This is a genomic window from Herbaspirillum robiniae (genome assembly GCF_002213415.1).
GTDB lineage: Bacteria > Pseudomonadota > Gammaproteobacteria > Burkholderiales > Burkholderiaceae_D > Herbaspirillum > Herbaspirillum robiniae.
On sequence record NZ_NJGU01000001.1, the window covers coordinates 11,802 to 28,009 of the forward strand.

The 16,208-nt window shown below is 68.8% G+C and carries 7 protein-coding genes; all 7 read left to right on the top strand.

What is annotated here, in order from left to right; genetic code table 11:
• Window positions 1-251: 251 nt before the first annotated feature.
• A complete protein-coding gene (glgA, locus tag CEJ42_RS00055) occupies window positions 252-1,856 on the top strand; it encodes a glycogen synthase GlgA (protein ID WP_088749673.1) in 1,605 nt (534 codons plus the stop codon).
• A gap of 163 nt (window positions 1,857-2,019) precedes the next feature.
• On the top strand, window positions 2,020-4,422 hold the full coding sequence (gene glgB, locus CEJ42_RS00060) for a 1,4-alpha-glucan branching protein GlgB (RefSeq protein ID WP_088749674.1): 2,403 nt from the start codon (window positions 2,020-2,022) through the stop codon (window positions 4,420-4,422).
• A 1-nt stretch (window position 4,423) separates the two neighbouring features.
• Window positions 4,424-6,685 (top strand): glycogen debranching protein GlgX, encoded by a 2,262-nt coding sequence (gene glgX, locus CEJ42_RS00065; RefSeq protein ID WP_088749675.1) that lies wholly within the window; start codon window positions 4,424-4,426, stop codon window positions 6,683-6,685.
• Window positions 6,682-8,541: a malto-oligosyltrehalose trehalohydrolase gene (gene treZ / locus CEJ42_RS00070; protein WP_088749676.1), complete on the top strand. Its 1,860-nt coding sequence runs from the start codon at window positions 6,682-6,684 to the stop codon at window positions 8,539-8,541. The genes glgX and treZ overlap by 4 nt, the downstream gene beginning before the upstream one ends.
• A gap of 53 nt (window positions 8,542-8,594) precedes the next feature.
• Window positions 8,595-10,868, top strand: a complete 2,274-nt coding sequence (gene malQ, locus CEJ42_RS00075; RefSeq protein WP_088750174.1) for a 4-alpha-glucanotransferase — start codon at window positions 8,595-8,597, stop codon at window positions 10,866-10,868.
• Window positions 10,868-14,062, top strand: coding sequence for a malto-oligosyltrehalose synthase (locus CEJ42_RS25185; protein ID WP_129587651.1), 3,195 nt, complete (start codon window positions 10,868-10,870; stop codon window positions 14,060-14,062). Before malQ ends, CEJ42_RS25185 begins: the two co-directional genes overlap by 1 nt.
• A 316-nt stretch (window positions 14,063-14,378) precedes the next feature.
• Entirely contained in the window at window positions 14,379-16,079 is a 1,701-nt protein-coding gene (gene pgi / locus CEJ42_RS00090) for a glucose-6-phosphate isomerase (RefSeq protein ID WP_079214856.1), read from the top strand.
• Window positions 16,080-16,208 lie beyond the last annotated feature (129 nt).

Consider the following 16,208-nt stretch of genomic DNA (forward strand, 5'->3'; position numbering starts at 1 on the left):
GCAACAGTAGGATTCATCCTACGCCATGTCGGGCTGCTGTCCGATAGTGAGTGCCGTCTGGCAACCGTATAACGTCAATCATCGGCGCTCAAGCAATTTCCGTCGCATTACAAAAACATGGGACTCGATCGTCTCCCGCATCTCCGCCACGAGGATGAAGCTCGCGCGCGGCCGTGGAAGCAAGCGAAGTCTGCCGGCGACACATCAGCGTGCTTTCCATCCAGGTGCTTTCACACATTTAGGGGACCATCTTGCAAGCTCGAGTTCTTTTAGTCAGCTCGGAGGCTGTGCCGCTCGTGAAGACCGGCGGCCTGGCCGACGTGATCACCGCGCTCGCGGTGTCTCTGCGCAAAGCCGGCATCGATGCCAGCATCCTCATGCCCGCCTATCCCGAAGCGGTCCGCAACCTCGGCGAAACAGTCCAGATCGGCCTGAAGAACGGCCTGCCCGGCGGCGCCGGACGTCTCTTGCGCGGGACCATCCCGGGCACCGACGTGCCGGCCCTGTTGCTGGATACGGCGCGTTTCCGCCAGCGCGGCGCCAATCCCTATCTCGACAACGACGGCGTCGAGTTCAGCGACAACGCGCTGTGTTTCGCCGACCTGTCGCATGCGGCCGTGGCCATCTGCGCCGGCGAGACCAGCCTGCAGGTGCCGCACGTGGTGCACGCCAACGACTGGCATGCCGGATTGATTCCCTGCCTGCTGAAGCTGCGCGGGCTGGACCACATCGGCACCATGCTGACCATCCACAACCTGGCCTTCCAGGGCAACTTCGACCTGCGTTCGGCCGAGCAGGTGGGCATTCCGCAGCACCTGCTGACCGGCGACGGCGTGGAGTACTGGGGCAAGCTGTCGTTCCTGAAGGCCGGCATCCGCTTCTCGGACTGCGTCTCCACCGTCAGCCGCAACTACGCGCAGGAAATCATGACGCCGCGCTTCGGCTGCGGCATGGACGGCGTGCTTTCCTTCCGCAAGCTGGACCTGCGGGCCATTCCCAACGGCATCGACGCCGAGCTGTGGAACCCCGCCGACGATCCTCTGATCGCGCGCAACTTCAGCGTCGGCAACATGAAGGGCAAGGCCGCCTGCAAGCGCGACCTGCAGAAGCTCTTCGGCCTGCTGCCGGCGGATCCGTTCGCGCCCGTGCTGGGCATCGGCAGTCGTATCTCGCACCAGAAGATGGCCGACGTCGTCATCGAGGCGCTGCCGGCCATCATGCAGCGTCATCCGCGCCTGCAGGTGGTGGTGCTGGGCTGCGGCGAGCGCGAGTATGAAGACGGCTTCCTGGCCCTGGCCGAGCGTTATCCGGGCCGCATCGGCGTGCATATCGGCTACGACGAGCGTCGCGCCCACGCCTTGCATGCCGGCAGCGACATGTTGCTGCACCCGACCCGTTTCGAGCCCTTCGGCCTGACCCCGATCTACGCGATGCGCTACGGCGCCATCCCCATCGGTTCACGCGTGGGCGGCCTGGTCGACACCGTGCGCGACGCCGACCTCGATGCGGCCAATGCCACCGGCGTGCTGTTCGACGGCGAGACCGCCGCCGACATGGAAGCTGCGGTGGCGCGCGCCTTCGTCCTGTATGCCGACAACGAGCGCTGGCAGGCCGTGCAGCGCAACGCCATGAGCGTGCAGTGGGACTGGTCGGGACCGACCCAGTCGTATATCGACGCCTACGTGCATGTCGCCCAGCCCGAGGTGCGGCCGCTGTTTGCGCCGCCGCGCATCGCCGCGGCGGTGGCGGCCGAGCGCCCGGTGATCAATGCCGACCGCATGACCAATCCCGCCGCCGCCATCGTGGCGGCCATCGCCGGCGTGGTCGGCGGATCGGCCGCAGCGGCTGCAGCTTGAGCCGCGCCGAAGCGCTCAGCCAGGCTGCGGCGCAGGCCGCTACAACAACACGCCGCCGTCATGATCGCCTGCCGTCAGGGGCGCCAATGATGGCGGTTTTTGCTGGCGCGTCGCCACGACGCGCGGCAGTCGATCAACAGTGATAAGAAGAACAGGAGTTTGCATGTCCGGCATGTCCGTCATGGCTTATCGTGAGACGGTGGAACAGCCGTCCACCGCCGCAAGCACGTCGCCGTCCGCCACCGGCGGCGCGGCCCATCCCATCCCCCTGAAAAAACACGGCCTGTCCGAACAGGAAGCGGCGATGTTCGCCGCCTTGCTGGAAGGGCGGCTGAACCAGGCCTTTGCCCTGCTTGGGCCGCGCTACCTGTCCGAAGGCGAGGGCGGGGTGACCGTGATCCGCGCCTTCCATCCGGGCGCCTTGGCGGTGCGCGTCACCTGCCGCGCCACCGGCCGCCTGCTGGGCACGCTGGAGCAACTGACCGGACGCGGCGGCGAAGCGAGCGGATTTTTCGCCGGCGCCGTGGTCGGGCTGGAGCGCCGCCACGCGGTACCTTATGTGCTGGAGGTCGACTGGCGCGAGCCCGACGGCAGCGTCAGCGTGCAATCCACCGAGGATCCCTACGCCTTCGGCCTGCTGCTGGGCGAGCTCGACCTGCACCTGCTGATGGAAGGCCGCCATCGCCAGCTGGCCGATTGCCTGGGCGCGATCCCCTTGGAGATCGACGGCGTGCCCGGCACCCGCTTTGCCGTGTGGGCGCCCAACGCCGAGCGGGTCTCGGTGGTGGGCGACTTCAACCAGTGGGACGGCCGCCGTCACGTGATGCGGCTGCGCCATGAGCCGGGTGTGTGGGAGATCTTCATCCCGCGCATCGGTCCGGGCGATGTCTACAAATACGAGATCCTCGGGCGCGACGGCGTGCTGCTGCCGCTCAAGGCCGATCCCGTGGCGCGCGCCACCGAAGTGCCGCCGGCCACCGCCTCGGTGGTGGCCAATGCGCAGCCCTACGAATGGCAGGACCAGGCATGGATGGCGCAACGCGCGCAGCGGCAGTCGACTTCGGCGCCGATGTCGATCTATGAAGTCCATCCCGCGTCATGGCGCCGGGTGCCGGAAGAGGGCTGCCGCAACCTCAGCTGGGACGAGCTGGCCGACCAGCTCATTCCTTACGTGCAGGAGCTGGGCTTCACCCACATCGAGTTGATGCCGGTGATGGAGCATCCCTTCGGCGGCTCCTGGGGTTACCAGCCGATCAGCATGTTCGCGCCCAGCGCGCGCTTCGGCAAGCCGGAGCGCTTCGCCGCCTTCGTCGACCGTTGCCACCAGGCCGGCATCGGTGTGCTGCTGGACTGGGTACCGGCGCATTTCCCCAGCGACGAGCACGGCCTGGCGCAGTTCGACGGCACCGCGCTCTACGAGCATGCCGATCCGCGCGAAGGCTTCCACCAGGACTGGAACACCCTGATCTTCAACCTCGGCCGCAACGAGGTGCGCGGCTTCCTGATCGCCAGCGCCCTGGAGTGGCTGGAACATTTCCACGTCGACGGCCTGCGCGTGGATGCGGTGGCCTCGATGCTGTACCGCGACTACAGCCGCAAGTCCGGCGAATGGGTGCCGAACATCCACGGCGGGCGCGAGAACCTGGAGGCGGTGGCCTTCATGCGCGAGCTCAACGGCGTGGTGGCCGAGCGCTGCCCCGGCGCGCTGATGATCGCAGAGGAGTCGACCTCCTGGCCCGGCGTGACCTCCGAGATCAAGCAGGAGGGCGACCACCACGGCCTGGGCTTTTCGTACAAGTGGAACATGGGCTGGATGAACGACACGCTGCGCTACATGCAGTACGACCCGCTGTTCCGCCGCTACCATCACCACGACATGACCTTCGGGCTGCTGTACGCGTTTTCGGAAAACTTCATCCTGCCGATCTCGCACGACGAGGTGGTGCACGGCAAGCGCTCCCTGCTCAACAAGATGCCGGGCGACGAATGGCGGCGCTTCGCCAACGTGCGGGCCTATTTCGGTTTCATGTGGGCGCATCCGGGCAAGAAGCTGCTGTTCATGGGCAGCGAGCTCGGCCAGCATGACGAGTTCGACCACGACAAATCGCCGCCCTGGCACCTGCTCGACCAACACGGCGGGCATCCCGCCGGGCATCGCCAGCTGCGCGGCCTGGTGGCTGACCTCAACCGCCTCTATCGCGCCGAGCCGGCGCTGCACCAGCGCGACTGCCGCGCCGACGGCTTCGCCTGGGCGGTGGGCGACGACAGCGTCAACAGCGTGCTGGCCTTCTTCCGCTATGCCGACGACGGCTCGCCGCTGCTGGTGGTGTCCAACATGACGCCGGTGCCGCGCCGCAACTACCGGATCGGCGTGCCGCCGGTGGCGCCCGGCCACAACGGCATCTGGCGCGAGATCCTCAATACCGACGCCGCCGTCTACGGCGGCAGCAACGCCGGCAACATGGGTACGGTGCGTGCCGAGCCGTTCGGCTGGCACGGTCATCCGGCCTCGGTCGAACTGACGCTGCCGCCCCTGTCCACCCTGATCCTGCGCCGGGAGGGCTGAGATGAGCGTCGCCTTTCCCGACCGCCTGATGCCGGGGCTGCCGTACCCGCTGGGCGCCAGTTCCGATGGCCTGGGCGTGAACTTCGCCGTCTTTTCGGCGCACGCCACGCGCATGGACCTGTGCCTGTTCGATCCCTCCGGCAAGCGCGAACTGAAGCGCATCCCGCTGCCCGAATGCACCGACGAGGTGTGGCACGGCTACCTGCCGGGCGCCGCGCCCGGCCTGGTGTACGGCTACCGTGCGCACGGCCCTTATGAACCCACCAAGGGGCATCGCTTCAATCCGCACAAGCTGCTGCTCGATCCCTACGCCAAGCGCCTGGTCGGGCAGGTGCGCTGGACCGATGCGCTGTACGGCTACCGCATGCATTCGCCGCGCGCCGATTTGTCCTTCGACCGCCGCGACAGCGCCGCCGCCATGCCCAAGGCGATGGTGACGGAAGAGGCCTTCGTGTGGGAACACGACCGCCTGCCGCAGGTGCCGTGGAGCAAGACGGTGATCTACGAGGCCCATGTGCGCGGGATCTCGAGGATGCGCGAAGACCTGCTGCCGCACGAGCGCGGCACCTTCGCCGCGCTGGCCGACCCGGCCTTCATCGACCACCTGCTGCGGCTGGGCGTGACCACGCTGGAGCTGATGCCGGTGCACGCCTTCCTGCAGGACAGCTTCCTGGTGGAGCGCGGCCTGTCCAATTACTGGGGCTACAGCACGCTGGGCTATTTCGCGCCCGAGCCGTCCTACATGTCGACGGGCGACCCCAACGAGCTGCGCATGGCGGTGCGCCGCCTGCACAGCGCCGGCATCGAGGTCATCCTGGACGTGGTCTACAACCACACCAGCTGCGGCAGCGAGCTGGGGCCGACGCTGTCGTTCCGCGGTCTCGACAACGCCAGCTACTTCCGCCTGATGCCCGGCCAGGAGCGCTACCACATCAACGACACCGGCTGCGGCAACACGCTCAACCTCTCCCATCCGCGCGTGCTGCAGATGGTGCTCGATTCGCTGCGCTACTGGGCGCAGTCCTTCCATATCGACGGTTTCCGCTTCGACCTCGGTTCCACGCTGGGGCGCGAGCCCAACGGCTTCGACCCGGGCTCAGGCTTCTTCGACGCGCTGCTGCAGGACCCGGTGCTGTCGCGCCTGAAACTGATCTCGGAACCCTGGGACATCGGCCCCGGCGGTTACCAGCTGGGCAACCATCCGGCGCGCTTTGCCGAGTGGAACGACAAGTTCCGCGACGACATGCGCAAGTTCTGGAAGGGCGACGAAGCCATGCGCGGCGGTTTCGCCCAGCGCATGCTGGGGTCGGCCGAACTGTTCGAACACAATCGCCGCAAGCCCTGGGCCACGGTGAACTTCATCGCCTCGCACGACGGCTTCACGCTGCGCGACCTGGTCAGCTACAACGGCAAGCACAACGAAGCCAACGGCGAGAACGGCAACGACGGCCACAACGACAACGCCAGCTACAACTGGGGCGCCGAAGGCGAGACCGACGACCCCGAGGTGCTCGCCGCGCGCGGCTGCGCCCAGCGCTCCATGCTGGCCTCCGTGCTGCTGGCGCAGGGCACGCCGATGCTGCTGGCCGGCGACGAGTTTCACCGCAGCCAGGGCGGCAACAACAACGCCTATTGTCAGGACAACGACATCTCCTGGATCAACTGGGATCGCGCCCGTTCGCCCGAGGGCACGGCGCTGACCGACTTCGTCGGCCGGGTGACGGCGATCCGGCGCGACTTCGAGGTGCTGCGCTCCGGCTATTTTTTGCATGGCAAGGAGATGATCGCCGAGGGCCTGCAGGACGTGGCCTGGTTCGACGAGGCGGCCAAGCCGGTGTCCAGCGACGACTGGCGCAATCCGGTGGCGCGCGCCATCACGCTGCAGCTGGCGGGCAAGCGCCAGGAGCCGCACAAGCAGTTGAGCGCGCGCATCACCGACGCCGCCAACACCGCCATGCCGGCCGAGGTGCCGGAAGCGGTGCCGGACGTGGTGCTGATGTTCGTCAATGCCGGTCATGAACCGATCGAGTTCTGTTTCCCGCGCCAGGCCGCCACCTATTGCCTGCTGCTCGATACCGCGCTGGAGAACGGCATGCCGACTGGCAACAACGGCGAGATCACGGTGGCCGGCGATCAGAAGGTGACGGTCGCCGCGCACAGCATGCAGGTCTACGCCAACCGTCCCTTGCATTTGTCGTCCGCCATCTACCCGCTGGCGGCCAACGAATGGATAACCCGCAATGAATGGGGAGAACGCGCATGAGCGCCCATTTTTCCTGGCAGTTGCCTTTTGGCGCGCAGGTGAGCGCGCCGGGCCGCGTGCGCTTTCGCACCTGGGCCCCCGGCGCCAAGACCGCCGCGGTCGAGATCGACGGCCGCGGTCGCGTGCCGATGCAGGCCGAGCCCGACGGCGAGGGCTGGTTCGCCTTGGAGACCGAGTGCGATCCCGGCACGCGCTACCGCTATGCCTTCATGTCGCAGGTCGACGGCGAGGTGCTGGTGCCCGATCCGGCTTCGCGCGGCCAGGCCGGCGACGTCTTCGATCCCAGCGTGGTGGTCGATCCGCACGCCTACCAGTGGCAATACCCGAACTGGGCCGGCCGCCCCTGGCACGAGACGGTGCTCTACGAGTTGCATCCCGGCGCGCTGGGCGGCTTCGCCGGCATCCAGCAACGCCTGCCGGAGCTGGCCGCACTGGGCATCACGGCCGTCGAGCTGATGCCGGTGGGTGAATTTCCCGGCGCCCAGAACTGGGGCTACGACGGCGTGCTGCCGTTCGCGCCCGACGCCAGCTACGGCACGCCCGAGCAGTTGAAGGCCCTGATCGACACCGCCCACGGGCTGGGCATGATGGTGTTCCTGGACGTCGTCTACAACCACTTCGGGCCGGACGGCAACTACCTCAACAGCTATGCGCCGGCCTTCTTCCGCCACGACATGAACACCCTGTGGGGCGCGACCATCGATTTTCGCCGCCCGGAGGTGGATGATTTCTTCACCCAGAACGCGCTGTACTGGCTGCAGGAATATCGCTTCGACGGCCTGCGCTTCGATGCCGTGCACGCCATCTGCGTACCCGAGTGGCTGGCGAAGCTGGGCCGCCGCATCCGCCAGGAAACCGGCGGCCAGCGCCATGTGCACCTGGTGCTGGAGCACGACGGCAACGCCGCGCACCTGCTGGGCTTCGCGGCCGACGGCAGCGACGCGGCCGGCAGCGCCACGCACGTCTACGACGCCCAGTGGAACGACGACGCCCATCACGTGCTGCACGTACTGCTGACCGGCGAAGACGGCGGCTACTACGCCGCCTACGCCGACCGGCCGGCGGAGAAGCTGGCGCGTTGCCTGAAGGAGGGCTTCGTCTACCAGGGCGAGGTGTCGCCGTATTCCGGCGAGCCGCGCGGCGAGCCCAGCGCCGACCTGCCGCCCACGGCCTTCGTCAACTTCCTGCAGAACCACGACCAGATCGGCAACCGCGCCTTCGGCGAACGGCTCACCGTGCTGGCCCATCCGCTGGCGCTGCACGCTGCGCAGGCCTTGCTGCTGCTGGCGCCGCAGATCCCGATGCTGTTCATGGGCGAGGAGTTCGGCGCGGTCCAGCCTTTCCTGTACTTCACCAGCCACCGCGACGAAGAACTGGCGCGCGCCGTGCGCGAAGGGCGCAAGCGCGAGTTCGGGCGCTTCCCGCAGTTTTCCGATCCGGCGCTGCTGGAGAAACTGCCGGACCCGAACAGCTTTTCCACCTTCATCGCCTCGATCCCCGAACCCGGGCCAGCGCCGGAGTCGGCCGCCTGGCTCGGCCGCGTGGCGCAGCTGCTGCGCATCCGCAGCCTGCATATCGCGCCTTTCCTGCGCGGCGCGCACGCCATCGACGCGCAAGCCATCGGGCCCAAGGCGGTCAACGCGCGCTGGCTGCTGGCCGACCGCTCGGTGCTCAACATTACCGTCAACCTGGCCGAACAGGGCCTGACCGAATCGCTGGACCGGCTGGCCCATCCGGCCGGCGCCGACCTGCTGTACGACAGCGGCGGCGCGCTGGAGGGTCTGGCCGCGGGATGCTTCCCCGGCTACGCCATCCTGGCCATCCGCGAGCCGGCCGCACCCATGGGAGCAATGTGATGAATGCAATGACAAGCGCCGTCCTGGCGCACGGCAAGGGAGAGACGCGGGAGATGCGAGAGACATGGGGTACGCAGCAGGCCGGACCCAGGGCCGTGCCGCCGGCCGCGGCGACGGGCGAAAGCCCCTTGCACGCGCTGGCGCGCGAAGCCGGCATTGCCGTGCGCTGGACCGATGCCTACGACCAGCCGCAGGTGGTGGGCGGCGAAGCCCTGCGCGCCATCCTGGAAGCGCTGGGCCTGCCGTGCGCCGGTGACGGCGATTGCCGCGAGAGCCTGGCGCTGCTGGCGCGCGAACAGGCGGTGGGCCAGTTGCCACCGCTGGTGACGGGCGTGCAGCACCAGCCGGTGGAGCTGCCCCTGCATTCGGGATTGCATGGCCAGTCCTGCCGGGTCGAGCTGGAGAACGGCGCGCGCCTGACGCTGCTGATCTCGGGCGACGTCACGCGGGCGCCGGCGATTCCGCCCATCGACGTGCCCGGCTACCATCGCCTGCTGGTGGCGGGCCATATCCTCACGCTGGCGATCGCGCCGCCGCGCTGCTACACCGTCGCCGATGCCTTGAAGGAGAGCGGCGTCGAACGCGGCTGGGCCTTGTCGGCGCAGCTCTACAGCCTGCGCAGCGACAGCCTGAAGCCCTCGCGCAATGTCTACGGCGACGGCGGCATCGGCCATTTCAGCGCGCTGGGCGAGCTGGCGCAACTGGCTGGCGGCTACGGCGCGGCCGCGCTGGCGATGTCGCCGGTGCACGCCATGTTCGGCGCCGACCCGGGACGCGCGAGCCCCTATTCGCCGTCCAGCCGGCTGTTCGTCAATCCGCTGCTGATCGATCCGGCGGCCGTGCTGGGCGAGGCGGCGCAGGCGCAGGTGCTGGCCGAAGGCGGGTCGGAGATGATCGCCGGCCATGAGCGGCTGCAGCGCGAAGGCCTGGTCGACTGGGCGCGCGCCGGCGCGCATCGCATGGAGCTGTTGCGCCGGCTGTACGCGCTGTTTCGGATGGAGAGCACGCCGGACGGCGGGCGCCAGGCCGCCTTTGCCGCCTTCAAGCTCGACGGCGGCCGGGCGCTGCGCGCGCACGCGCTCTACGAGGCCTACAGCCACGCGCTGGCCGCGCGCGGCGAGCCGGGCAGCTGCGACTGGCGCAGCTGGGGCGAGGCCGGCAGCCATCCGGATACGCCGCAGATGCGCGCGTTCGCGCAGCAGCAGGGCGGCGAGATCGACTTCCATATGTTCCTGCAATGGCAGGCCGCGCGCGGGCTGGCGCAGGCGCAAAAGCAGGCCCGCGACAACGGCATGGCCATCGGCCTGATCGCCGACCTGGCGGTGGGCGCCGACAATGGCGGCAGCCAGGCCTGGAGCCATCAGCAGGAAATCGCCGCCGGCCTGACCGTGGGCGCGCCGCCGGATCTGCTGGCGCCACAAGGGCAGAACTGGGGGCTGGGCGCGTTCTCGCCGCTGGCCCTGCGCCGCAGCGGCTACCAGGGATACCTGGCCATGCTGCGCGCCTGCTTCGCGCAAGGCGGCGGCCTGCGCATCGACCACGTGCTGGGGCTGAACCGCCTGTGGCTGGTGCCGCAGCGGCTCGGCGCCGAAGGCGGCGCCTACGTGCGCTATCCGCTGCAGGACATGCTGCGCCTGATCGCGCTGGAGTCCTGGCGTCATCGCTCGGTGGTGATCGGCGAAGACCTCGGCACCGTCCCGCCCGGATTCGACCGCGTGCTGGACGAGTCCGGCGTGGCCGGCATCCGCGTGCTGTGGTTCCAGCGGGACAAGAAGACCTTCCTGCCGCCGCAGTCCTGGTCGGACAAGGCGATTGCCGTCACCACCACCCATGATCTGCCGACCGTGGCGGGCTGGTGGGCCGGCGCCGACATCGCCTGGCGCGCGCGCCTGGGCCAGACCGACGCCGCCGGCGAGTCCGAAGCCTATCGCGCGCGCGCCGCCGACCGCCAGGCATTGTGGCAACGCTTCATCGAGCAGGGCGTGGCCAGCGGCCCGGTACCCGCCGTATCGGCCGAGGAGGCGCAGGCGATGACGGAAACGGCGGAGTCGCTGGCGCAGCCGCCGCAGTCGCTGCTCTCATGCGCCCCGGCGGTCGACGCCGCGCTGGAATTCATCGCCGCCGCCCCGGCGCCGCTGGCGGTGGTGCCGGTGGAGGACGTGCTGGGCTTGCCGCAACAGCCCAACCTGCCGGGCCTGACCGACCCGCATCCCAACTGGCGTCGCCGCCTGCCGGCCGACATGCCGCAGCTGTTTTCCTCGTATGAGGCAAGGGCGCGCCTGGAGCGCCTGCGACGCACGCGCGGTGCGCCGCCCAAGGAGGCCTGATGGACCTGGACACCCGAGACAACGCCCGCGCCGGTCGCCTGGCCGCGCAGGCCGCCGAGCGCCGCGAGCAGCGCCGCAGCCGGCGCGACGTGCCGCGCGCGACGGCGCGCCTGCAGTTCAACCGCGACTTCCGCTTCGAGCAGGCCACCGAGCTGGTGGCCTACTACGACACGCTGGGCGTGAGCCACATCTACGCCTCGCCCATCCTCACCGCGCGCCCCGGCTCGACGCACGGCTACGACGTGGTCGATCCGACCCGCATCAATCCCGAACTGGGCGGCGAACCGGCCCTGCGCACGCTGTGCGGCGAGCTTGCCGGACGCGGCATGGGCATGATCGTCGACATCGTGCCCAACCACATGGCGGTGGGCAAGGACAACCCCTGGTGGCAAGACGTGCTGCGCTGGGGACGCCGCAGCCGCTACGCGAACTGGTTCGACATCGACTGGGAGAGCCCCGATCCGGCGCTGGCCGGCAAGTTGCTGCTGCCTTTTCTGGGCCAGAGTTACGGCGAGGCGCTGGAGGCGGGCGAGCTGCCGCTGCGTTTCGACGAGCAGCAGGGCGAGTTCTACGTGGCGCATTACGACAATCGCTTCCCGCTGTCGCCCCATGACTACGCGACGGTGCTGGAGACCGCCGGCAGCCCGCGGCTGGAGACGGTCATCGCGCTGTTTCGCGCGCTGGAGAACGGCGATCGCCCGCCCGGACAGGCAGCAGACGCCGGCCGGCAATCGCTGCGCGAGCTGGCGCAGGATGCCGACGGCATGGCCGACATCGACGCCGCGCTGGCGGCGTTCTCGGTGGCGCAGCCGCACGGGCGCGACGCCATGCACCAGCTGCTGGAGCGCCAGCATTACCGGCTGGCGTTCTGGCGCAACGCCGCCGACGAGATCAACTGGCGTCGCTTCTTCGAGGTCAGCGAACTGGTCGGCATGCGGGTGGAGGACGAAGAGGTGTTCGAGGCCATGCACGCGGAGATCTTCCGCCTGTATGCCGAGGGCCTGATCGACGGCGTGCGGCTGGACCATATCGACGGCCTGGCCGATCCCGGCGCTTATTGCCGGCTGCTGCGCCGGCGCCTGCGCGCGCTGCGCGCCGGGCACGAGCCCTACATCATCGCCGAGAAGATCCTGGCGCGCGACGAGCGGCTGCCGCATGACTGGGCGCTGGACGGCACCACCGGCTACGAATTCATGGACCAGTGCGCCGCGGTACTGCACGACCCGGAAGGCGAACCGGTGCTGGACGACATCTGGCGCGGCATCGTCGCCGGCCTGGCCGGCGAGGCGCCGCCGCATCCGGCGGAGGGCGCCGGGCGCCGCGACCAGCAGGAGCGCCTGGAGCAGCCGGAGCCGGGGTCGGATCCGGCGCGGCAGAGCGCGGCCAATGCCGATGACAACGCCATGCCGTCGCCGGCGCGCTCCGGGGCGCTCCCGTTACCGGCGTGGGCGCCGATCGACCGCATGCTGGGGCGCGGGCGGTGTGAACTGTGCGATTTCGAATCCATCGTGCGCGATGCGCGCCGCAGTTTCCTGGTGCGCAACTTCGCCGCCGAATTCAACGCGCTCACGCTCTGCCTGCACAAGCTGGCGCGCAGCGCGGTGCAGACCCGCGACCTGTCGCTGATGGCCATACGCCGCAGCGTGGCCGAGCTGCTGGTGCACTTCCCGGTGTACCGCACCTACGCCACCGCCGAGGGCATGCCGGCGGCCGAGCGTGAGACCCTGGCCTGCGCGGCCATCGCCGCTGCCGCCACCTTGCACGCCTCCGACCATGCGGCGCTGCATGTGGTGGAAGGCTGGCTGGGCGGCGACCTGCTGCACGCGCCGGCCGATGCGCCGCGCCGCGCCTTGCAGCTGCGCGCGATCTCGCGCTTCCAGCAGCTGACGCCGCCGCTGACGGCCAAGTCGGTCGAGGACACGGCTTTCTATCGTTATGGCCGCCTGTTGTCGCGCAATGAAGTGGGATCCGACCCGTCGCAGCTGACGCTGTCGGTGCGCGACTTCCATCGCCTGGCGGGACTGCGCGCCGCGCACGCGCCTTACAGCCTGCTGGCCACCGCCACCCACGACCACAAGCGCGGCGAGGACGCGCGCATGCGGCTGGCCGCGCTATCCGAGATTCCCGAGGAGTGGGGCACCATCCTGCGCCATTGGCGCACGCTCAATGCGCCCATCGTGCAGGCCACCGCCGGACCGCAGGGCGCGATCGACGCCGCCGACGAGTGCATGCTCTACCAGACCCTGGTGGGCGCCTGGCCGGAGGGCATGCGCGCGGTCGACGACGATCTGCAGCCGCTGGAGCGCCTGGCGCGGCGCGTCGTCGAGTGGCAGCGCAAGGCGCTGCGCGAGGGCAAGCGGCGCAGCGACTGGCTGGCGCCGCAGCTGGACTACGAGCAGGCCTGCGAGCGCTTCGTGCGCGCGCTGCTGTGCGACCCGGGGCTGGATCCGCGCCATCATCCCTTCCTGGTGGAGCTGGAAGAGTTCGTGCGCCGGCTCTCGCCGCTGGGTACCGTCAACAGCCTGACGCAGACCATGCTCAAGCTGTGCGCGCCGGGCGTGCCGGACTTCTACCAGGGCACCGAGCTGTGGGACCTGAGCCTGGTGGATCCCGACAATCGCAGCGCGGTCGACTTCCCGCTGCGCGCGCGCCGGCTGGCCGAGGCGGTGGCGCGTCCGGTATCGCTGCGCGACTGGCAAAGCGGCGGCGCCAAGCTGCAGCTCATCCGCGCGGTGCTGCACTATCGGCGCGGGCATGCCGAGCTGTTCGGCGCCGGCGGCTATATCCCGTTGTCGGTGCATGGCAAGCTGGCGCGCCATGTGCTGGCCTTCGCGCGCATCCTGCCGGAACCGGAGGGTGAGGACGGGGCGGGCGAGAGCCTGCGCGCCACCATCGTGGTCTGCACCCGGCTGGCGGGCAAGCTGCTGAGCTTCGAAGGGCCGCGCGACGATGCCTTGCCGCTGGTGTCCTCGCAATCCTGGGGCGATACCTGCATCGCCATCCCGGCCGTGCTGTCGCACACGGGCGCGGGAGCCTTGCGCCAGTGGAACAGCGTGCTCACCAGCGGCCACGGCGCGCTGGCCGAGGGCGCACTGGCGGACGGCGCACTGGCTGACGGGGAGCCCGGCGGGCTCATCGCCGTGGGCGAGATCCTGGGCAGCCTGCCGGTGGAACTGCTGGAGTTGCACGGCTGAAAGCGGGGCCCTGGGGCCTTGATTGTCGTGGTTTGTTGCGGATTGTTGCGTTGCGGAAATTCCTTTTTTCCTACAAGGAAATGGGCGGCAGTCCTATCGCATTGCGCAAGTGGGCGCCGCTACCATGTCGGCAGCCTTGTGTGCCTCCCGAAAAACCCTGGGAGCCGCTCGGGTCAAGCCTTCTGCCACGAGACGGCGAAGCGGGAAGATGGCGAATGCGGTAGACAAAACCCTCGCCGGACGCTATCTTTGATGCATTGCATCATGAAGCATCGCACCTCCTCTCCGTCTACACCAAGAACAAGGAGCAGCACTCATGACGACTTTGCCCGCCAGCGACATCCAGTTGCCCCTCTTTATCTATGCGCAGCGCGAGCCGCTGACCGAGAAAAGCGCCTGGGTCGCGCTCGAAGAGCACCACCGGGACCGCGCCCGCCATTTCCAGCTTGAGCGACTGTTCGCCGCCAACGACAAGCGCGGCGAGACGATGACGGCCGAAGGCGCCGGCGTCTACCTCGATTACTCCAAGAACCTCGTCACCTCCGAAACCATGGCCCTGCTGATGCAGCTGGCCCGCCAATGCGGCTTGCAAGACCGCATCGACGCCATGTTCCGCGGCGACAAGATCAACAATACCGAAGGCCGCTCGGTGCTGCATACGGCGCTGCGCCGTCCTGCCGGCGACAGCCTGATGGTCGACGGCGAAGACATCGTGGCCCAGGTGCAGGACGTGCTCGGCCGCATGGAGCAGTTCGCGCATCGCGTGCGCTCCGGCGAGTGGCTGGGTCACACCGGTCGCCCGATCCGCCACGTCGTCAACATCGGCATCGGCGGCTCCGACCTCGGCCCGATGATGGCGCACGAGGCGCTGCGCTTCTACAGCAAGCGCGACATCACCATGCACTTCCTGTCCGACGTCGACGGCGCCGCGCTGCAGGAAACGGTGCGCGCGCTGCCGGCCGAGCAGACCCTGTTCATCGTCTGCTCCAAGACCTTCACCACGCTGGAAACCATCACCAACGCCCACGCCGCCCGCCAGTGGCTGGTCTCGCAGCTGGGCGACGAGCGCGCGGTGTCGCGCCACTTCGCCGGCGTGACCACCAACATCGAGGAAGCGACCCGATTCGGCATCGACCCGGACAACATGTTCGGATTCTGGGACTGGGTCGGCGGCCGCTACTCGATGACCAGCGCGATCGGCCTGTCGACCATGATCGCCATCGGCCCGGACAATTTCCGCGAGCTGCTCGCCGGCTTCCACGCGATGGATGAGCATTTTCGCACCGCGCCGCTGGAGCGCAACCTGCCGGCCATCCTCGGCATGCTCACGGTGTGGTACACCAACTTCTTCGGCGCCGCCAGCCAGGCGGTGCTGCCGTACAGCCAGTACCTCAAGCGCTTGCCGGCCTACCTGCAGCAACTGACCATGGAGAGCAACGGCAAGCACATCACCGTCAACGGCGAGACCGCCGCCTACCAGACCTCGCCGGTCTACTGGGGCGACAACGGCATCAACGGCCAGCATTCGTTCTACCAGATGCTGCACCAGGGCACGCAGCTGGTGCCGTGCGACTTCATCGGTTTCTGCCAGCCGCTGGAACAGGTGGGCGACCAGCATGAACTGCTGATGGCCAACATGTTCGCCCAGTCGGAAGCGCTGGCCTTCGGCAAGAAGGCCGCGCAGGTGCGCGAGGAAGGCACGCCCGAAGAACTGGTGCCGCACCGCGTGTTCGACGGCAACCGTCCCAGCAACAGCATGCTGGTCGAAAAGCTCACGCCGCACAGCCTGGGCGCGCTGGTGGCGCTGTACGAGCACAGCGTGTTCACCCAGGGCGTGATCTGGAACATCGATTCCTTCGACCAATGGGGCGTCGAACTGGGCAAGCAGCTGGCCAAGCGCACCGCGCGCCAGCTGATCGACCATAGCCAGCCGCTGCATCACGACAGTTCCACCAACGCGCTGATCCGTCGCTTCCGCGGCGGCGGCGAGCAAACGCTGCAGGCGCGCGCCGCCTGACATCGGCCATCCCGGGATAGCGCTTGCCAGCGTGACGGCAAGGCGCTTTCCCGGGGCCGGCCGCAAGATGATTTCCCTCCGCCGGCGCATCCAGCGCACGGCTTGACTGACTGCGTGCGCCGCATGCTG

Coding starts and splice junctions, on each gene's coding strand:
- glgB (WP_088749674.1), top strand. CDS start 2,020: ATGTCCGGCATGTCCGTCATGGCTTATCGTGAGACGGTGGAACAGCCG.
- glgX (WP_088749675.1), top strand. CDS start 4,424: ATGAGCGTCGCCTTTCCCGACCGCCTGATGCCGGGGCTGCCGTACCCG.
- pgi (WP_079214856.1), top strand. CDS start 14,379: ATGACGACTTTGCCCGCCAGCGACATCCAGTTGCCCCTCTTTATCTAT.
- treZ (WP_088749676.1), top strand. CDS start 6,682: ATGAGCGCCCATTTTTCCTGGCAGTTGCCTTTTGGCGCGCAGGTGAGC.
- CEJ42_RS25185 (WP_129587651.1), top strand. CDS start 10,868: ATGGACCTGGACACCCGAGACAACGCCCGCGCCGGTCGCCTGGCCGCG.
- malQ (WP_088750174.1), top strand. CDS start 8,595: ATGCGAGAGACATGGGGTACGCAGCAGGCCGGACCCAGGGCCGTGCCG.